Genomic DNA, 17,736 nt, shown 5'->3' with positions numbered 1-17,736 from the left:
TTTAAAATTTTAAATTAATGCAAAATGGTTTTTTTATATAATTCAATTATTTCGATGCATTTCTTCGATGTTATATAAAAGTTATAGACTTTGCCATTCCTTTAAAAAGTATTATTTTTGCACTCTAAATTTTATGTCATGTCGAAAAGAAAGTATAAAATATCAGTTATTCAGTTAAATCTGAATGATGTAGCCGAAAATAATCTTAAAAAATGTATCAGCTGGGTAAGAGATGCTGCAAGCCAAGGTGCAGAAGTTATTTTACTTCCAGAATTATATAGCAGTCATTATTTCTGCCAAAGTGAAGATGTAGATAATTTTGCATTAGCAGAGCCACTTTACAGTACTTCATTTATTGCTTTCAGTGAGTTAGCAAAAGAATTAGGAGTGGTAATTATTGTTCCTTTCTTCGAAAAAAGAATGGCAGGAATTTACCATAACAGTGCATATATTATCGATACAGATGGTTCAGAAGCTGGTTTATACCGTAAAATGCATATTCCAGACGATCCGCATTTCTATGAAAAATTCTATTTTACTCCAGGGGACTTAGGTTTTCAGGCAATCGAAACTAAAAAAGGAACAATTGGAACATTAATCTGCTGGGATCAATGGTATCCGGAAGCGGCACGTATCACTGCTTTAAAAGGTGCTGAGGTTTTATTTTATCCAACAGCAATTGGATGGCATCCAAAAGAAAAAGAACAATACGGAGAAAACCAATACGGAGCATGGATGAATGTAATGAAAGGGCATGCTGTTGCAAATGGTGTTTTTGTTGCAGCAGCAAATAGAATTGGTCTTGAAAAATATATTGAAGGAACAGAAGGAATTCAATTTTGGGGAGCGTCATTTATCGCTGGACCTCAAGGAGAAATTTTAGCTCAGGCTTCTCATGATAAAGAAGAAATCTTGATTGCTGAGGTTGATTTAGATTTACAGGAAAATGTTCGTCAAAATTGGCCATTCTTTAGAGATAGAAGAATTGATGCTTTTGGTGATATTACAAAAAGAGCGATCGATAAATAATTCAGTTTATTTAAAATATAAAAAGGGCAAAATTGATATTTTGCCCTTTTTTTATAAGCTTCGAACAAGCGAATATTTATAACAAGAAATACACATTTGCATAAAGCTCCAGAGGAGCAAAATATTTATAGAATTTCAATAGGACAAATAAAAAAGCTCCAACGGAGCGACATATTTTTTACAATCTAATAGATATCACTCCGCTGGAGCTTTATATTGTAAAACATTATTCTTTGCTATAAATATTTTGCTCCTCCGGAGCTTTTATTAGATATCCATTAACTAGAAAGAAATCTATTGTCTGTTATATTATTAAACAAAAAGGCGGTTTCAATAATTTTGAAACCGCCTTTTTAAATATATAGACTAAGATTATTTTACTTGGAAAGTAACTCTTCTCACGATTTGACGTGCTTCTTTAGAGTTTTTGTTAACCGAAGTATCTTCTCCGTTAGCAATTACATTCAATCTTGAAGCATCGATTCCGGCGTTTACAGCTACTTTTTTCACTGCTTCAGCTCTTTTTCTTGATAATTCAGTATTGTAACTTGTTTTTCCAATTTCGTCAGCATAACCAATAATGTCAGCAGATTTTCCTGGATTATTTTTTAGATATTTCACTAAGAAATCAACACCAGATAAAGAAGCATTTGTAGGTTTAGATGAATTGAAATCAAAATAAACATTTACATAACCACCGTTAATTAACTCTTCAACCGTATTGTTTGTAGCAGTTCCGCTGCCTTTCTTTTCGTAAGTTTTATCTAAATAGCTTTCTAGCTCATCCGGCACACCATTTTGATTTGTATCAATAGATTGTCCTTTTGTATTAACAGCTACTCCTGCAATAGTATTAGGTTCTAAATCGTATAAATCAGCAACTCCGTCTTTGTCTGAATCGATAAGACCAGTTTCGATTAAGTCCACTCTTTTTTCCAATTCACCAATTCTGTCTTCTTCGCCAACCCAGTCAGCATGTTTTTCGTTTTTACCTAAGTAAAAAGTTAAACCAACAGAAGCGTTTAATAATACACCATCAAAAGAACCTGTAGTAGTATTACCCATACCGTCAAAATTCCAGTTTTGTCTTCCATTCACAATTCCTGTAAGGTCACCAGTCAAAGCAACTCTGTTACTAAGTTTGATTTGTCCTGTAATACCTGCGATTCCGTGAGCCATATAATCCTGCCCTCCAAATCCAGTTTCAGTACTAATTTGTGAAACCCCGAAACCACCATGTGCCAAAATACCAATTGTATTTGTCCAGGTTTCAAAATTTAAAGCACGTCCTACGTTAACAACCCCCTGGAAACTGGCTCTAACATAGCGGCTTTCAAAATCAGGTGTGTTTTTCTTTTCTTTAAACTGGTCGTAACCTACATCTAATTTTACCCCAAACTTAGGATTAAACATATATCTTACACCTAAATCACCGTGAAAGAAATTTAAAGATTCTGTAGTATAACCTGCAGTCATTGCACGGGTTGGTTTATTAACACCGCCATTAAGTTCGATAGACCATTTGTTGTATTCTGGTTGGTCAACACTTGGTTTTGCTGATGTGGTAGCCATATTTTGAGCACCTGCTGTAAGTGCTAATAGTAAAAGGGATACTGATGCTAATTTCTTTTTCATGATATCAAAATTTAATTGGGTTTTTATTTAAACTCCAGACAAAATTATGGCTCATGTTTAAGACAATGTTCTATATGCTCTTACATAATTCCCACTAATTAACGTATAATTCTGAAAATCTGTTAATTAAAATTGAATTTTTTATACAAAAAAAGGGTAAAATTTAAGTTTTACCCTTTTTGAATTTGCGAAATAATGGTTATTTTAAATCTGGCTGATATATTTTTACAGATCCGTCGCCTTCACTGCTTACTACTAATAAACTTCTTTTAGTTGGACTTTTTGAAGCCGGAATAAAAAGAATTCCTTCTGGAGCATCGCCTGTTTTTACTGTTTGTAAATATTGTGGAGAAACAGGATTTGTTACATCATAAACCATAAATGCATCAGATCTTTCAAGACCAACAAATAAAATGTTTTGATTTCCCATTTTAGCAACAACTACCGCTTCTGGTTCAGAACCCTTATCATCACTTCTCTTATCATCATAAGTTCCTAATTCGTTTGTTTTTTTATCAACATCGTTCTTACTGTCAAAAACAATTTTTCCTGTGTTTCCATTCCAGATAGAGAATGATCTTGCGCCAAAGCTTACCATTTCGTCTAAATCACCATCGCCGTCAATATCTCCCATATCAGCAACAAGATTTAATCTTCCTAAATTCGCATCTAGTTTTAAAGTAGCAGCATCAGGAAAAACAGTTGCATCAAGTGTCATGTTTTTCATTCGCTTCACATCAGTATAAGCTGTATATTCTCTTGCATCACCTTCATTAGCTGTTACAAAATACGGAACATTATTTAGAGAGAAATGGCTGATAGCATCTGGCATATACAATCCTTTTACTTTCCAAGGATTAAATGCAATTTTATTATCGCTGTCGCTTACATCAATTGCATTTTCAGCAGTATTATAATCTTTTAATCCTAAAGGATAAATAGCAGTAATTGTTTTAGAAGTTAAATCAACTTTTGCAACCCCATTATTTTCTTGCAAAGTTACCCAGGCAGTTTTAGAATCGTCAGAAATGGTAATGTATTCTGGTTCGATATCTTGAGCAAAACTAGTTTTAGCAAATTTTGAAATTCTAAACCCGTCTTTTGCTAAAGCAGCAGCTTGATTAGCAAACGAACTGAAATCTAAAGTTGTAACATTGTAAGTGCTAGTTTCAATGATTGAAATTGTTCCGTTTGGATCTTGAGAATAATCAGTATTTGGTTCACCTTCGTTAGCGGTCATGATGTATTTTCCATCTGGAGAAAAAGTAATCATATCTGGTAATGCACCAACAGTGACCTGTTTAATTAAGCTATAGTCAGATGTATTAAAAACAACTACTTTACCATTTGCCTGTTTGTTTGTGATTGACTCTAAAGCAACAGCCAGTTTTCCGTCAAAAACAGAAACACTATTTGCAGCACCTTCATAAACAGCTAAATCAATTTTTCCTATTCTAATTGGTTTTGCAGGATCTGAAATATTCAATAACGTCAATTTGGTTTACACCGCTGTTATTTACTGTAAAAAGTCTTTTTGTTTTTTCGCAGTAAGCAGAAATTTCTGCTGCAGCTTCACCGCCAATTGTAATTGATCCAATTTCTTTAAAAGTTCCTGGATTTTCATTTACAACTGCTTCTGGTTCATTGTTAGAGTTTTCATCGTTATTACAGCTTGTCATAAATACAAGAGCTGCTAACAATGTGATAGTTAATTTCTTCATTTTGTTGTGTTTTAGTTTTCGCCAAAAGTAATTCTCGGATTTGGGTGTAATATTAAGGCTGTATTATTTAATCTTTAACTTAAATTTTATAAGATATTATGGGTGAAATGTTATATCTTTTTAAGCAGCTGTTTTATAATCCTATCGAATGATTATCTTTGCACTTTCTAAATTAGAACGTATTTATGTCAACAAATAATAGAAGATTTCCAGCAGAATGGGAAAAACAGCAAGGAATTGTATTGTGTTTTCCGCATAATGGCAATGACTGGCCGGGAAAATACGAAGCTGTTCAATGGGCTTTTGTAGAATTTATTAAAAAAGTAGCCGCTTTTGAAACTGTTTTTTTGGTAGTAGCCGATGAAAAGCTGAAAGAAAAAGTTGCAGATATGCTTGAAAGAGCCCGCGTAAACCTTAAAAACATTTCGTATATCATTCATAAAACCAACAGAAGCTGGATGCGCGACTCTGGGCCGATTATTGTAAAAAATGGTTCAAAAAGAGAAGCGTTAAATTTTAACTTCAACGGCTGGGCAAAATATAAAAACTATCAATTAGATAAATTTGTTCCGGGTAAAGTGGCTGATTTTATCGACGTGCCTTTAACTCAGGTAATGTATAAAGGTAAACCGGTAATTGTAGAAGGCGGAGCAATTGATGTAAATGGAAAAGGAACTTTACTGACTTCTGAAGAATGTTTAATGCACCCAACAATTCAGGTACGTAATGCCGGTTTTACAAAAGAAGATTACGAAGCTGTTTTTAAAGAGTATCTTGGAATTACAAACGTGATTTGGCTTGGAGACGGAATAGAAGGTGATGACACACACGGACACATCGACGATTTATGCCGATTTGTAAACGAAGATACTATTGTAACTATTGTTGAAACAGATAAAAACGATTCAAACTATAAACCTTTACAGGACAATTTGAAACGTCTGCAGAATGCAAAATTAGAAAACGGAAAATCTCCGGTTATTGTAGCATTGCCAATGCCAAAGCGTGTTGATTTTGAAGATTTACGTTTACCGGCAAGTTATGCTAATTTTTTAATTTTGAATAATTGCGTTTTAGTACCAACATTTAATGACAGCAACGATCGCACAGCTTTAAATATATTAGCAGAATGTTTCCCAGACAGAGAAGTAATCGGAATAAGCTGTATTGATTTTATCTGGGGATTTGGAACTTTACATTGTTTAAGTCAGCAGATTCCTGCATAAAAATAATAACTGCAAAATAGAAAAAATCACTTTTCTATTTTTTAATATGTTATAAAATTATCAGATATACAGAGACTTTCTTATATCATTTGAGCTGTCACCAAAAGTGGCAGCTTTTTTTTGTTGTATATTTAACATACAGATTTGCCGTGTGTCCCAGCATCCTTCTTATATTCGTATGTTTAACAATGCAGAAATGCAGATTTAATTTTATATGAAGAAGATATTTTTTATCCTTTCCGTGCTTTCTTCCGGAGTTCTATTTTCGCAGTCTGAGGCACAGGAAAAAACTGAACTTACATTTGCTACTTACAATGTGAGTATGGAATCTGATAATTATTCTCCCAAAGGCGCAATGGGAAAATCGGAGCAGATACTGATTTATCAGCTTAATTCAGGGGTTAATGCTCAAATCAGAAATATTGCCCGCATTATTCAGACCGTTAGACCAGACGTTATTTTGCTAAACGAATTTGATTATATTAAAGACCCTGAACTTGGTGTAAAGGCGTTTATAAAAAATTATTTGAATGTGAGCCAAGGCGGGGCAGCGGCCATTGATTATCCTTACTACTATTATTCGACAGTGAATACTGGCCAGCCAAGTCCTTACGATTTGAACAATGATGGAAAGTTGAATAATTTTGGAAATGATGCATGGGGATTTGGTATGTATCCTGGGCAATATGGGATGATGCTTTTGTCTAAATATCCTATTGATGTTAACGCGGTTCGTACTTTTCAACATTTTAAATGGAAAGATATGCCGGGAGCATTGCTTACCAAAAAAGCAGATGGATCAGATTGGTACAGTAAGAAAGCATGGAAAGAATTTCCATTATCTTCAAAATCGCACTGGGATGTTCCTGTAGAGGTTGGTAATAAAACAGTTCACGTTTTAGTTAGTCATCCAACTCCTCCTACTTTTGATGGCGATGAAGATCGAAATGGAAAAAGAAATCATGATGAGATCCGATTTTGGAGAGACTATATTTCAGACAATTCGGCTTCGTATATTTATGATGATAAAGGGGTAAAAGGAGGTTTGTCTCCGGATTCTCGATTTGTTATAATGGGCGATCAAAACGCTTCACCAGTTGAAGGAAACGCCATTAGAGAAGGTATAAAGTCTTTAATAGACAGTCCGAAAATTAATAGCGACTTTACGCCTGCCAGTAAAGGTGGTGCTGCATATAGTCCTGAAAATCCTTTTGGAGTTAATCATACTGCTTTTTGGAGAATGCGAGCTGATTATGTATTGCCATCCAGACTTGGTTTTAAAGTTGTCAATAGTGGTGTATTCTGGCCTGCAAAAGGTGAACCAATGTCAGAATTAGTTGAAAAACGAGAATCAAGTTCAGATCATCGTTTGGTTTGGGTAAAAGTGATCTTAGAATAAATAACTTTTTTTCAATTTTTTCAAGATTAAATATAAAGCATAAAAAAAACCTTGGTTATCGTCAAGGTTTTTTTATTTCTATATATCTTCAGATTGCTCTGCTCTTCATTGTCTTGTAAATGGAGGTAAAAGCTGGCTGGCAACTTCACCAAAACCAATTCTTACTTCATTGTTTTCGCAGAAACCGCGAATAATAACAGTATCATTATCTTCAATAAATTTACGTTCACTTCCGTCATTTAGTTTCAGCGGATTTTTTCCTCCCCAAGTTAATTCCAGCATAGAACCAAAACTATCCGGAGTTGGACCAGAAATAGTTCCAGAGCCCATCATGTCCCCAGAATTAACACGACATCCATTAGAAGTATGGTGCGTTAATTGCTGTGCCATTGACCAGTACATATATTTAAAGTTGGATTTTGAAATCACAGTTTCTTCCTGATTCTCTGGTTTTAAAGAAACTTCTAAATGAATATCAAAAGCTTTTTTTCCTTTTGTCTGCAAATATGGAAGCGGAGACGGATCTTGTTTTGGGCCTTTGGTTCTAAAAGGCTCCAAAGCATCCATAGTCACAATCCACGGAGAAATTGAAGTTGCAAAGTTTTTAGCTAAGAATGGCCCAAGAGGCACATATTCCCATTTCTGCATATCGCGTGCGCTCCAGTCATTTAGTAAAACCATACCAAAAATATAGTCTTCTGCTTCGTAAGTTGAGATGTTTTCTCCCATTACATTCACATCGGTAGTAATAAAAGCCGTTTCTAATTCGAAATCTACTAAACGCGAAGCTCCAAAAACAGGAGTATCATGACCTGCAGGTAATGTTTGTCCCATTGGTCTGTGAACCGGAATTCCAGATGGTACAATTGTAGAACTTCTTCCATGGTAGCCAACCGGAATATGAAGCCAGTTTGGCAGTAAAGCATTTTCTGGGTCACGGAACATTTTACCTACGTTTGTAGCATGCTCTCTGCTTGAATAAAAATCTGTATAATCACCAATTAAAACCGGAAGCTGCATTTCTACATCTTCAATCTTAAATATAACAATATCTCGGTGTTTTGTTGAATCTCTTAGTTGTGGATTAGTCTCGTCGAAAATATCAGCGATACGATTTCGCACCAAACGCCATGTTTTTTTTCCGTCAGAAATAAAATCATTCAGCGTGTCCTGCATAAACATATCATCGGTTAATTCTATTCCTTCAAAATAGTTTAATTGTTGTAAAGCCCCTAAATCTATGGCATAATCGCCAATTCTAGTTCCCACTGTAACGACATTTTCTTTGGTAAGAAACACGCCGAAAGGAATATTTTGAATAGGGAAGTCACTATTTTCTGGTACTTCTAACCATGATTTTCTATTTGTATCGTTGGCGGTTATTGGCATGTTTGATGTTAATTATTTGTTGAAAAATTATATGTCAAATATATCATAATCTGCCAGTATCACAAACGTTTTTTTGTATTTTTGCAGGAAATTAACGAAAAACGAAAAAATGCAACGCGACGAACAAATTTTTGATCTTATCCAAGAGGAAAAAGATAGACAAATTCACGGATTAGAACTTATCGCTTCAGAAAATTTTGTAAGTGATGAGGTAATGGAAGCAGCTGGGTCTGTTTTAACTAACAAATATGCTGAGGGTTATCCTGGCAAAAGATACTACGGCGGTTGTGAAGTAGTTGACGTTATCGAGCAGATTGCTATCGACAGAGCAAAAGAATTATTTGGAGCTGAATATGCAAACGTACAGCCTCACTCAGGTTCTCAGGCAAACACTGCCGTTTACCACGCTTGTTTAAATCCAGGTGATACTATTTTAGGTTTCGATTTATCTCATGGAGGTCACTTAACTCACGGTTCTCCTGTAAATTTCTCTGGACGTTTATACCGTCCGGTTTTCTACGGGGTAGATGCTGAAACTGGTCGTTTAGATTATGATAAAATTCAGGAAATTGCAACTAAAGAACAGCCAAAATTAATTATCGCTGGAGCTTCGGCTTATTCTCGTGATATGGATTTTGCTCGTTTCAGACAAATTGCTGACAGCGTAGGAGCGATCTTATTTGCTGATATTTCTCACCCGGCAGGGCTTATTGCAAAAGGATTATTAAGCGATCCAATTCCACATTGTCATATCGTTTCTACAACGACTCACAAAACATTAAGAGGACCACGTGGAGGTCTAATCTTAATGGGGAAAGATTTCCCAAATCCACAAGGATTAACAACTCCAAAAGGAGAAATCAGAATGATGTCTTCATTATTAGACTTAGCTGTTTTCCCTGGAAACCAAGGTGGACCTTTAATGCATATTATCGCTGCTAAAGCGGTTGCTTTTGGTGAAGCTCTTAAAGATGAGTTCTTTACTTATGCAATGCAGTTACAAAAAAATGCAAACGCAATGGCTGATGCTTTCGTAAAAAGAGGATACAACATTATCTCTGGCGGAACTGATAACCACATGATGCTTATCGATTTAAGAAATAAAAATATTTCTGGTAAAGAAGCTGAAAATGCATTAGTAAAAGCAGAAATTACAGTAAACAAAAACATGGTTCCTTTTGATGATAAATCACCATTTATCACTTCTGGAATTCGTGTTGGAACAGCTGCAATCACAACTCGTGGTTTAGCTGAAAAAGATATGGAAACTATCGTGGCACTTATCGATAAAGTATTAACAAATCATACAAATGAAGACGTTATCGAAGAGGTTGCTGAAGAAGTAAACGAATTAATGAGCGAAAGACCAATTTTTGCGTATTAAAAATTAGTCGTAAAGTCTTAAAGTCGAAGGTCAAAAGTCTAAAAATGGAATGTGAATTTCTATGTTTAGTTTTTGATCTTCGATTTTTCTTTTTAGGTTTTCTAATGACTTTATAACTTTTGACTTTCAAACCTTAAGACTTAAAAAAATGGGCGTATTAAGATTACAATTGCCAACAGACCCAAGATGGGTAAATATCGTTGAGAAAAACATCGAAGAGATCCTGACAGATCATGCTTGGTGCGAGCAGAAAGCAGCAACAAACGCAATTACAATTATTACCAATAATTCTGAGCATCAGGATTTAGTAAAAGATTTATTGGCTTTAGCCAAAGAAGAAATTGATCATTTTGAACAGGTTCACAACATTATCATCAAAAGGGGATTGAAACTAGGACGTGAGCGTAAAGATGATTACGTAAACGAACTATACCAATATATGAAAAGAAGCGGTGACGGAAGCCGTGTTTCTGGTCTTGTTGAAAGATTATTATTCTCAGCAATGATTGAAGCAAGAAGCTGTGAACGTTTTAAAGTGCTTTCAGAAAATATTAAAGACGAAGAATTAGCTGTTTTCTATAGAGAATTAATGGAAAGCGAAGCAGGACATTATACGACTTTCATCACATACGCGCGTAAATACGGAACCGGAATTGACGTTGAAAAACGCTGGAGAGAATGGTTAGCATTCGAAGAATCAATTATTACCAATTACGGAAAAGGAGAAACGATTCACGGGTAGTTTTTTAGTTTTCACGTTTGTCAGGCTGAGCGGAGTCGAAGCCTGCGCAAAGTAAATCAATTGTTCAAAAGTTCAAGTTTTTGTTAATCTAAAATCTAAAGTCTACAATCTAAAATTCCTTACATTTGAGAGTAACCAAAATCTTGAAATATGAGAATAGAAATGGACTTAAAACTGGGGTTTAAAGATGTAATGTTTAGGCCAAAAAGATCAACGCTCAAAAGCAGGTCTGAAGTTTCTTTAGAACAAAATTTCAAGTTTTTGCACAGTACTGCAAGTTGGACAGGAATTCCAATTATGGCAGCCAATATGGATACAGTTGGAACCTTTGAAATGGCTCAGGTTTTGGCTAAAGAAAAATTGTTTACCGCTATTCATAAACATTACACTTTAGAACAATGGAACACATTTCTAAAGAACGTAACTCCGGATTTTTACGATTATATTGCCGTAAGTACAGGAACTGGAAAAGAAGATTTCGAAAAGATTGAAAAAATAATTACTGCAAACCCGTTGCTCAAATTTATCTGTATTGATGTTGCAAACGGCTATTCTGAACATTTTGTACAGTTTTTAAAGAAAACCCGAAAACAATATCCTGATAAAATAATCATTGCTGGAAATGTTGTGACAGGCGAAATGACTGAAGAACTATTATTAGCGGGTGCTGATATTGTAAAAGTGGGAATTGGACCAGGTTCTGTTTGTACAACTCGTGTTAAAACAGGTGTTGGTTATCCGCAGTTATCGGCTATTATCGAATGTGCCGATGCAGCGCACGGTTTAGGCGGCCATATTATCAGCGATGGCGGCTGCACAACACCGGGCGATGTTGCTAAAGCTTTTGGAGCAGGAGCCGATTTTGTAATGTTGGGAGGAATGCTCGCAGGACATACAGAAAGCGGCGGAGAACTAATAGAAGTAAAAGGCGAAAAATTCAAACAATTTTACGGAATGAGTTCAAAAACAGCAATGGATAAACATTCCGGCGGTGTTGCAGAATACAGGGCAAGTGAAGGAAAAACAGTGCAGGTTCCGTTTAAAGGAGATGTGATTCATACTGTTTTAGATATATTAGGCGGAATAAGAAGCACCTGCACTTATGTTGGAGCTTCAAGATTAAAAGAATTGACTAAACGAACGACTTTCATCCGCGTAAGCGAACAGGAAAATCAAGTTTTTAAAAAATAATATGATTAAAATTACCGAAGCATTTGTAGAAGATATTGCTAAAATTCAAGAAATTGCACATATAACCTGGCCAATAACCTATGGCGAAATTTTGACCGCAGAACAATTAGATTATATGTTAGATCTAATTTATTCTGATGAAGCGCTTTCAAAACAAATTCAAAATAAAGAACAGTTGTTTTATTTGATTTCTGATTCTAATTCTGTAATTGGATTTATTGGAATTGAGCATAATTATAAAAGCGAAGCGATTACCAAAATCCATAAAATTTATCTTTTACCAGAAACGCAAGGAAAAGGTTATGGTAAAATTGTTTTTGAAGAAATTGCAAAAATGGCTTTAGAGAATAATTCAAAAGAGCTTTTATTAAACGTAAATCGCTTTAATACCGCATTAAATTTTTATAAAAAGCTAGGTTTTGATATCAAAGAAACGGTTGATATAGAAATTGGGAATGGATATTTAATGGAGGATTACGTGATGGGGAAGAATTTAATTGTTTAATTGTAATATTCGATTTTTCGTTCAGCAACTAAAGTTGGTTCTCCATCTGGTGTTCCTTCAAGGAATATGTTGCATTTTATCCAGTTGTTATGGCTGTCGTATTCGTAGGTGTAGTAACTTATCTTTTGAATGATAACTTGGTTTGGATAATCAGGAATGTATTCTCTTTTTATAATATCGCCCTGTTCATTAAATGTTTTTAAGAAATTTTTAGTAGGATTGGCTATTTCTCCATTTCCTGTTACATAATACTTTACTGTTTCTACATAATCTTTAATAGAATTGTAGCTATAATCTTGTTGCGCAACAACTTTTCCACATCCGAACATAATAATCTTGGTAATGCGTGATTTTGAGTCGTATTCATATTGTAATTGTAAGTCTTTACAATAAGAACACTCAGTGCCTAAAAAGTGATATGCCATTTTATTCTGAGCATATAAACCAACTGTAATTTTTTGATTTACAACTTGCCCTTTTTCATTATAGATAAATGTTTTTTGATTTATTAAGTCATTATCATTGGCTTTTTTGTTCTTAGTTTCTTTACCAGTTCTATATACAAAATACTCTTTCTCATTAATAATTCTTCCTGCATCGTCAATTTCGTATTCAAATTTATCTTCTCTATAGTGAGGCCAAGTTCTTCCATCTTCTTTAGATATTTCATCTTCTTTAGGAATTCTAATTTGATTTAATTTGATTAATAAATTATAATCCATCACAGGATAATACTTTTTTAAAGTAGATCTTAATTCTTTTTTTTCTACCCAGTCAGTTTCATTATATTCATATTCGTATTCTGTTTTAGAATCATCTTCTAGATAGTTTAGACGTGGAAAAACAACGCCTGATCTTTTTTGAAGTCTTTGGAATTTATCAAAATAGAAATATACAGAGCCTCTAATTCCATTACTAAAGATAGCATCTGTTTTTTTATATTCCGGCATATCCTCTTTTGGTTTACTTATTTTGAGATGAACAGATTTTACAGAATCTTTTAAGTTTTGATTACTAATCGCATTATATTTCTCATAAAATAAGTTATCATATTTTTTATTGCTTTGAGCAATTGAAGTTGTAAAAGAGAAAAATATTAAATTAAAAGTCAGATAAGATAAACGAAAATTCATATGTATAATATTAAGTTTTATTGTCATAAAGAAAAAAGTTAACTCACTACCACATCATGCTTAAACAATAGTCCCTTCACTTCCTTCAAAGAAAAAACAGCCTTTTTTAATTTCGTTTTAGAAGGATCAATAGTATAATTATAACTCGTTTTAAAATCGGCTTTGTTGGCGATGGCTTTATCAAATTCTGATCGGTATAAATCACAATTATAGAAAACGGCATTCGTAAGATCTGCCGCCATAAAATCAACGGCAATCAAACTGCAGTTCGTAAAACAAGTTCCTTTTAATTTTAAAGTATAAAACTTCGAAAAGTCTAAAATACAGTCATTAAATTCAATTTCAAATATCAATTTGTCGCACATTGCAAAATTCACTTCTTTAATTTCACATCGGTTAAATCTCGCAGTCCTAAAAGCTGTATAATTAATTTTTGCTTCACTGAAAATACAGTCATTAAAAACACAATCGATAAAAGTAACGGCTAAAAAAGTGCAGGCAGAAAAATTACAATTATTAAAAACACAGCATTCAAAATCTTTAAAATTAAGATCATGTTTGTCATAAATAATCGTATTGTATTCTTTATCAATAAAATATTCGCTTTCTTTTTTCAACTCTTTTCGATAATTATTTGAAGGTGAAAAGGTAATAATTTACCACAAAATATTCTTCTTAAAAAGCAAATCATTTTGATTTCATTCACATTTTTAATCCACAAAATGCTGTAGCTTTACACTTATTTTTTAAGTTAAAACAGATCAATTTTATTATATGGAACCAACAAGAAAGGAACATGATTTTTTAGGAGAATTAGAAATTCCAAATCATTTATACTACGGAATCCAAACTTTTAGAGCGGTAGAAAATTTTAATATTACAGGAATTCCTATTTCAAAAGAGCCTTTGTTTATCAAAGCTTTAGGATATGTAAAAAAAGCGGCAGCTTTAGCAAATAAAGACTGCGGCGCAATCGATTCAAAGCTTGCCGAAGCCATTTGTTATGGAAGCGACCAGGTAATTTCGGGTAAATTTGATAAGGAATTTGTCAGTGATTTAATTCAGGGCGGAGCAGGAACTTCTGTAAACATGAACGCAAATGAAGTAATTGCCAATATCGGACTGGAATATTTAGGGCATAAAAAAGGCGAATATAATTTTCTGCATCCTAATAATCATGTAAACTGTTCTCAGTCAACAAACGATGCTTATCCATCGGCATTTAGAATTGCTTTGTATCTTAAAATGGAAAGCTTCATTAAAACTTTAGCTGGTCTAGAAGTTGCTTTCGCTAAAAAAGGAGAGGAGTTTAAAGAAGTCTTGAAAATGGGAAGAACACAGCTTCAGGATGCGGTGCCAATGACTTTAGGGCAAGAATTTAAAGCGTATGCGACAACAATTGGCGAAGATATTCAGCGTTTAAAAAATGCTCAGGAATTGTTGTTAGAAATCAATATGGGAGCAACAGCCATTGGAACAAAAGTAAATGCTCCAGAAGGGTATCCGGAAATTTGTGTTTCTTATTTAGCCAAAGAAGTTGGGATTCCGTTAACACTATCACCAGATTTAATTGAAGCAACAGTTGATACAGGCGCTTATGTGCAGATTATGGGAACTTTAAAACGTTCTGCGGTTAAAATTTCTAAAATCTGCAACGATTTACGATTATTAAGTTCAGGACCAAGAACAGGTTTTAACGAAATCAATCTTCCGGCACGCCAGCCGGGATCGTCTATTATGCCTGGAAAAGTAAATCCGGTAATTCCAGAAGTAGTAAACCAGACTTGTTTTTATGTGATTGGTCAGGATTTAACAGTTACAATGGCAGCAGAAGCAGGACAATTGCAATTGAATGTAATGGAACCTGTAATTGCTTTTGCAATGTTTACTTCGCTGGATTATCTTTCAAATGCTATTCAGACTTTAATTGATAAATGTATTAACGGAATCACGGCAAATGTAGATCACTGCTACAATATGGTTATGAACAGTATTGGAATTGTAACACAGTTAAACCCAATTATTGGTTATGAAGAAAGCGCCAGTATTGCCGGCGAAGCTTTAAAAACAAATAAAAGTGTTCATCAAATTGCAGTTGTAGAAAGAAAACTTATTACACAGGAAAAATGGGATGAAATTTATTCTTTAGAAAATTTGATTCATCCAAAATTTATAACAAAATAATATTGTTATAAAAAATATAATAACAAGCCGTCGGTAAATCGACGGCTTTTTTTGTTTTAGAGTAAAAAGTTATTGTGTAAAGTCTTGAAAATGAATTATATTTACAAGAGGTTTGAATTTGTCTTAATAGAAATTAAAATTTTTTGGAGAATGAAATTCTTAACGAATATAAATTTTCAGCATAAATTTAAAATTGCAGTTTTGCTATCTATTATACCTTTATTTTTAACAGCACAAATTAAAACAAACCCGGAAGAAAGAGAAATATGCCCACCCAAAACGATCTTTGAAGTCTTTAAAAAGAAAGACTCAGTTTTAGAAATTAAACCAGCAAAAAACAACTTTTTTCTCGTAATTCCTGCAATAGGTTCACAGCCCGCAACCGGATTCTTTTTTGGTGCCGTAGCACAATATACATTTAAAGGAAAACAAGAATCAGATAAATATTCTGTAGCCAATCTTGGAATTATTTATACCTTAAAAAAGCAGTGGATGATTAATGTAAAAAATAATATCCTGCTTAAAAACAACCGAATATTTTTAAGCGGTGATTATAGGCTTTATATTTTTTCACAGCCCAATTATGGTTTAGGAACCGATATAATTCCGCCTCGTAAGGATCGTGATCCAGGTTTTAGTATTGATTCTCTGGCTCAGGCAATGGATTATAATTATTTCAAATTTCACCAAACCGCTTCTTTTGAAGTTAGGAAGAATTTTTATGTTGGCGGCGGTATCAATATCGATTGGTATACAGATATAAAAGATAAAGAATTAGATATTGAAAACGGAAATTTAACCTATCATTACAATTACAGCCAAAAACATGGTTTTGATAATTTAGAATATTTTCTAACAGGTGTAAGTTTTAATCTCGTTTACGATTCTAGGGACAATCAGGTAAATTCTTCACGAGGCTGGTTTGCCAATATTAATTATCGATTTAATCCTGTATTGTTTGATAATCAAAAATACAGTAATATTTTATATGCAGAATATCGAAATTTTATTCCGCTTTCACGAAAAAACGATCGATATATTCTCGGTATTTGGGCTTACGGTCAGTTTGTAACCAGAGGAGAGGTTCCGTATTTAAATTTGCCTGCCATTGGCTGGGATCAGCGGAGCAGGAGCGGTGAAGGTTATACGCAGGGATTATTTAGAGGAAACGGTCTCATTTATTTTTCAACAGAATTTAGATTTCCCCTTATGTGCAATCAAATGCTGAGCGGTACAGTTTTTACCAATTTTGTAACAGCCAGCAATGCAGATAATAATATCGGACTTTTTCATTCCATTCAGCCAGCAGCAGGTGTTGGACTGAGATTGTTAATAGATAAAAAAACGCGAACAAATCTTGTAGCTGATTATGCCTGGGGAAATAATTCTAAAGGATTTTATCTCAATGCAGGAGAAGTTTTTTAAGTGTTGTAATGTGTTAACTATTTGATTTTGTGAAAATTATGTTTGTAAAATGTTAAAAATTTAGAAGAAAAACCTTAAATTTGATAACCATTTAACTTTCAAACACAAAATTTATGAAAAAGTACAGTTTATTATTAGCTGTGTTTCTGTCGGCGATAGGAATGCAGGCTCAGGATGCAAGGTCATTTTCTCTTAATTTGTATGGTGGTTACGTATTTTCAGATAAGGTAGAATATGACAATTCTTATGGTTATGTTGAAGACGGTTTTGAATATGGAGCTGGTCTTGAATATTTCTTTATGCAGAATAGTTCAATCGAATTGAAGTACAATAGGTTAGATACTAAACTGCCTCTTTATGGCCCATTAGGAACTCAGCTAAATGCTGGAGATGATAAAGGTGCAATCAACTACATTTTAGCAGATTATGCTCATTATTTTGATACGGGAACAAATCTGCTTCCATATTTAGGAGCTGGTGCTGGTGTCGCAATATTGGAAACTCCACAAAGTGGCAATGGAACTTATTTTGCCTGGGAAATAAAAGGCGGTGTCAAAATCAAAACAGCTTCTTCAGTTTCAATTAACCTAAATGCTTATCTGCAATCTGTGACTGCTGCTGTTGGCGACAGTTATTATTGGACTTATTACGGTATTGTTGGTGTAACAGATTATGTTTCTACATATCAATTTGGTTTAGGTGCGACATTGAGTTTTAATTTTAAAAATTAAGTTGAATTTCCTAAATTTCTTTTTCAAAATATAAAAAAGCAT

General features: G+C 33.9%; 16 protein-coding genes. 10 read left to right on the top strand and 6 right to left on the bottom strand.

Going from position 1 to position 17,736, the window contains the following annotated elements:
• Positions 1-138: 138 nt before the first annotated feature.
• Positions 139-1,029, top strand: a complete 891-nt coding sequence (locus tag ACTJIW_RS07795; RefSeq protein ID WP_073409250.1) for a carbon-nitrogen hydrolase — start codon at positions 139-141, stop codon at positions 1,027-1,029.
• Positions 1,030-1,401: 372 nt separating this feature from the next.
• Here ACTJIW_RS07795 and ACTJIW_RS07790 read toward each other — a convergent pair whose 3' ends face one another.
• From ACTJIW_RS07790 to ACTJIW_RS07780, 3 genes are all read right to left on the bottom strand, one after another.
• Entirely contained in the window at positions 1,402-2,664 is a 1,263-nt protein-coding gene (locus tag ACTJIW_RS07790; protein WP_012025398.1) for an OmpA family protein, read from the bottom strand.
• A gap of 199 nt (positions 2,665-2,863) precedes the next feature.
• A complete protein-coding gene (locus tag ACTJIW_RS07785) occupies positions 2,864-4,150 on the bottom strand; it encodes a choice-of-anchor I family protein (RefSeq protein WP_440715989.1) in 1,287 nt (428 codons plus the stop codon).
• Entirely contained in the window at positions 4,119-4,385 is a 267-nt protein-coding gene (locus ACTJIW_RS07780) for a hypothetical protein (protein ID WP_440715988.1), read from the bottom strand. The genes ACTJIW_RS07785 and ACTJIW_RS07780 overlap by 32 nt, the downstream gene beginning before the upstream one ends.
• A gap of 185 nt (positions 4,386-4,570) precedes the next feature.
• Between ACTJIW_RS07780 and ACTJIW_RS07775 the strand changes: the two genes are divergently transcribed.
• Both ACTJIW_RS07775 and ACTJIW_RS07770 read left to right on the top strand, forming a co-directional pair.
• A complete protein-coding gene (locus tag ACTJIW_RS07775; RefSeq protein WP_440715987.1) occupies positions 4,571-5,611 on the top strand; it encodes an agmatine deiminase family protein in 1,041 nt (346 codons plus the stop codon).
• A 214-nt stretch (positions 5,612-5,825) separates the two neighbouring features.
• Complete coding sequence (locus tag ACTJIW_RS07770; RefSeq protein ID WP_440715986.1) at positions 5,826-7,010, top strand: endonuclease/exonuclease/phosphatase family protein; 1,185 nt, start codon at positions 5,826-5,828, stop codon at positions 7,008-7,010.
• 105 nt (positions 7,011-7,115) lie between these two features.
• On the opposite strand, the gene fahA is transcribed toward ACTJIW_RS07770, so the two are convergent.
• The gene (gene fahA, locus ACTJIW_RS07765) at positions 7,116-8,399 is read right to left on the bottom strand and encodes a fumarylacetoacetase (RefSeq protein WP_012025394.1); all 1,284 of its coding nucleotides are present in this window, start codon (positions 8,397-8,399) and stop codon (positions 7,116-7,118) included.
• Between the two features lie 109 nt (positions 8,400-8,508).
• Here fahA and glyA point away from each other — a divergent pair, with 109 nt between their 5' ends.
• From glyA to ACTJIW_RS07745, 4 genes are all read left to right on the top strand, one after another.
• Complete coding sequence (glyA, locus tag ACTJIW_RS07760; protein ID WP_440715985.1) at positions 8,509-9,783, top strand: serine hydroxymethyltransferase; 1,275 nt, start codon at positions 8,509-8,511, stop codon at positions 9,781-9,783.
• 148 nt (positions 9,784-9,931) lie between these two features.
• The gene (locus tag ACTJIW_RS07755) at positions 9,932-10,525 is read left to right on the top strand and encodes a tRNA-(ms[2]io[6]A)-hydroxylase (RefSeq protein ID WP_012025392.1); all 594 of its coding nucleotides are present in this window, start codon (positions 9,932-9,934) and stop codon (positions 10,523-10,525) included.
• A 150-nt stretch (positions 10,526-10,675) separates the two neighbouring features.
• Positions 10,676-11,716, top strand: a complete 1,041-nt coding sequence (locus tag ACTJIW_RS07750) for a GMP reductase (protein ID WP_073409253.1) — start codon at positions 10,676-10,678, stop codon at positions 11,714-11,716.
• A 1-nt stretch (position 11,717) separates the two neighbouring features.
• Positions 11,718-12,221 carry an N-acetyltransferase family protein gene (locus ACTJIW_RS07745; protein ID WP_440715984.1) on the top strand — a complete coding sequence of 168 codons (504 nt, stop codon included), beginning with the start codon at positions 11,718-11,720 and terminating at the stop codon, positions 12,219-12,221.
• On the opposite strand, the gene ACTJIW_RS07740 is transcribed toward ACTJIW_RS07745, so the two are convergent.
• Together ACTJIW_RS07740 and ACTJIW_RS07735 are read right to left on the bottom strand one after the other, a co-directional pair.
• Complete coding sequence (locus tag ACTJIW_RS07740) at positions 12,218-13,354, bottom strand: hypothetical protein (protein WP_440715983.1); 1,137 nt, start codon at positions 13,352-13,354, stop codon at positions 12,218-12,220. The genes ACTJIW_RS07745 and ACTJIW_RS07740 overlap by 4 nt on opposite strands.
• Positions 13,355-13,392: 38 nt before the next feature.
• Positions 13,393-13,971 carry a pentapeptide repeat-containing protein gene (locus ACTJIW_RS07735; protein WP_440715982.1) on the bottom strand — a complete coding sequence of 193 codons (579 nt, stop codon included), beginning with the start codon at positions 13,969-13,971 and terminating at the stop codon, positions 13,393-13,395.
• A gap of 157 nt (positions 13,972-14,128) precedes the next feature.
• On the opposite strand from ACTJIW_RS07735, the gene aspA reads away from it, so the two are divergent.
• From aspA to ACTJIW_RS07720, 3 genes are all read left to right on the top strand, one after another.
• A complete protein-coding gene (gene aspA / locus ACTJIW_RS07730) occupies positions 14,129-15,538 on the top strand; it encodes an aspartate ammonia-lyase (RefSeq protein WP_012025386.1) in 1,410 nt (469 codons plus the stop codon).
• 150 nt (positions 15,539-15,688) lie between these two features.
• The gene (locus tag ACTJIW_RS07725; protein WP_440715981.1) at positions 15,689-16,963 is read left to right on the top strand and encodes a BamA/TamA family outer membrane protein; all 1,275 of its coding nucleotides are present in this window, start codon (positions 15,689-15,691) and stop codon (positions 16,961-16,963) included.
• A 113-nt stretch (positions 16,964-17,076) separates the two neighbouring features.
• On the top strand, positions 17,077-17,694 hold the full coding sequence (locus tag ACTJIW_RS07720) for an outer membrane beta-barrel protein (protein ID WP_440715980.1): 618 nt from the start codon (positions 17,077-17,079) through the stop codon (positions 17,692-17,694).
• Positions 17,695-17,736 lie beyond the last annotated feature (42 nt).

This window comes from Flavobacterium sp. 22659, from assembly GCF_052044235.1.
Taxonomy (GTDB): domain Bacteria; phylum Bacteroidota; class Bacteroidia; order Flavobacteriales; family Flavobacteriaceae; genus Flavobacterium; species Flavobacterium johnsoniae.
Note: the sequence above shows the minus strand (reverse complement) of the source record. Positions and strands in the feature narration are given on the sequence as shown.

What these genes read in the sequence shown, in the direction of transcription:
- ACTJIW_RS07755 (WP_012025392.1), top strand. Translation starts at nt 9,932, where the DNA reads ATGGGCGTATTAAGATTACAATTGCCAACAGACCCAAGATGGGTAAAT.
- ACTJIW_RS07750 (WP_073409253.1), top strand. Translation starts at nt 10,676, where the DNA reads ATGAGAATAGAAATGGACTTAAAACTGGGGTTTAAAGATGTAATGTTT.
- ACTJIW_RS07780 (WP_440715988.1), bottom strand. Translation starts at nt 4,385, where the DNA reads ATGAAGAAATTAACTATCACATTGTTAGCAGCTCTTGTATTTATGACA.
- aspA (WP_012025386.1), top strand. Translation starts at nt 14,129, where the DNA reads ATGGAACCAACAAGAAAGGAACATGATTTTTTAGGAGAATTAGAAATT.
- ACTJIW_RS07740 (WP_440715983.1), bottom strand. Translation starts at nt 13,354, where the DNA reads ATGAATTTTCGTTTATCTTATCTGACTTTTAATTTAATATTTTTCTCT.
- ACTJIW_RS07795 (WP_073409250.1), top strand. Translation starts at nt 139, where the DNA reads ATGTCGAAAAGAAAGTATAAAATATCAGTTATTCAGTTAAATCTGAAT.
- ACTJIW_RS07790 (WP_012025398.1), bottom strand. Translation starts at nt 2,664, where the DNA reads ATGAAAAAGAAATTAGCATCAGTATCCCTTTTACTATTAGCACTTACA.
- ACTJIW_RS07770 (WP_440715986.1), top strand. Translation starts at nt 5,826, where the DNA reads ATGAAGAAGATATTTTTTATCCTTTCCGTGCTTTCTTCCGGAGTTCTA.
- ACTJIW_RS07745 (WP_440715984.1), top strand. Translation starts at nt 11,718, where the DNA reads ATGATTAAAATTACCGAAGCATTTGTAGAAGATATTGCTAAAATTCAA.
- ACTJIW_RS07725 (WP_440715981.1), top strand. Translation starts at nt 15,689, where the DNA reads ATGAAATTCTTAACGAATATAAATTTTCAGCATAAATTTAAAATTGCA.
- ACTJIW_RS07775 (WP_440715987.1), top strand. Translation starts at nt 4,571, where the DNA reads ATGTCAACAAATAATAGAAGATTTCCAGCAGAATGGGAAAAACAGCAA.
- ACTJIW_RS07720 (WP_440715980.1), top strand. Translation starts at nt 17,077, where the DNA reads ATGAAAAAGTACAGTTTATTATTAGCTGTGTTTCTGTCGGCGATAGGA.
- fahA (WP_012025394.1), bottom strand. Translation starts at nt 8,399, where the DNA reads ATGCCAATAACCGCCAACGATACAAATAGAAAATCATGGTTAGAAGTA.
- glyA (WP_440715985.1), top strand. Translation starts at nt 8,509, where the DNA reads ATGCAACGCGACGAACAAATTTTTGATCTTATCCAAGAGGAAAAAGAT.